General features: G+C 68.5%; 1 protein-coding gene, 1 tRNA gene and 1 pseudogene. 2 read left to right on the top strand and 1 reads right to left on the bottom strand.

The features are described 5' to 3' along the window. Positions 1 to 373: pseudogene (locus tag Y706_RS0113115) on the bottom strand (hypothetical protein); the annotation flags it as partial. 82 nt (positions 374 to 455) lie between these two features. Here Y706_RS0113115 and Y706_RS0113120 point away from each other — a divergent pair. Together Y706_RS0113120 and Y706_RS29300 are read left to right on the top strand one after the other, a co-directional pair. Further along, a tRNA-Arg gene (locus tag Y706_RS0113120) sits at positions 456 to 528 on the top strand. 1 nt (position 529) lies between these two features. Further along, positions 530 to 755: DUF6314 family protein (locus tag Y706_RS29300; RefSeq protein WP_253906790.1), on the top strand; the 226-nt coding region annotated here is incomplete at its 3' end.

The following is a 755-nucleotide window of genomic DNA, read 5'->3' on the forward strand; positions in this document are numbered from 1 at the left end:
GCCCCGGCACCCGGCCGCGCCGAAGAGGCACGCCGGTCCGCGCGGCACAGCACAGTAGCGCCGAGCCGAGCAGCAGCGCGCCGACCACCATGCCAAGGCCTTGGACCACAAACGACGCGTTCATCAGCAGGTGCGCCGGCGAGCAGACGTCCCGGCCGTCGAAATCCCCGCACGCCACGGCGCCGAGGTCGCTGATGTAGCCCGTGCGGCGGCTGTATGGCTCCGCTCCCGCCCAGGCACCGATCACAGCAGACTCGGCCACGAAATACTGCAGCACGCTCAGCTTCGCCAGGGCCCCGACGTAAAACCTGGTCGCGGCCACATCGGGGTAGTAAAGGGCTCCGGCGGAGAGCTCGCTGGTTCCTGCAGTCATGCCAAGAGCGTAGTACGCGCGCTCACCTTGTATGCTTATATCCGTGTCCGACCGGACCGGCCCCGGCCGCCCGCGGACATCCGCCCTCGTAGCTCAGTGGATAGAGCACGGCTCTCCTAAAGCCGGTGTCGTTGGTTCGATTCCAATCGAGGGCACTTGAACATTCCTGCCCCGGACGAAACCCCGGACACGGGTCCGGACTTTGACCTCCGCGCCTACCTGCGCGGCTCCTGGTCCGTCGACCGCACCCTCCTGGACCGCAGCACCGGCACCAGCGGAACCTTCACCGGCGTCGTACGCTTCACTGCCGACGACGACGGCGGCCTGTGGTGGCGTGAAGAAGGCACCGTGCGCTGGGCGGCCCTGGGCGGCGCGCCGTTCG

This window comes from Arthrobacter sp. I3, assembly GCF_000520575.1.
In the GTDB taxonomy this organism is placed as follows: Bacteria; Actinomycetota; Actinomycetes; order Actinomycetales; family Micrococcaceae; genus Arthrobacter; species Arthrobacter humicola_A.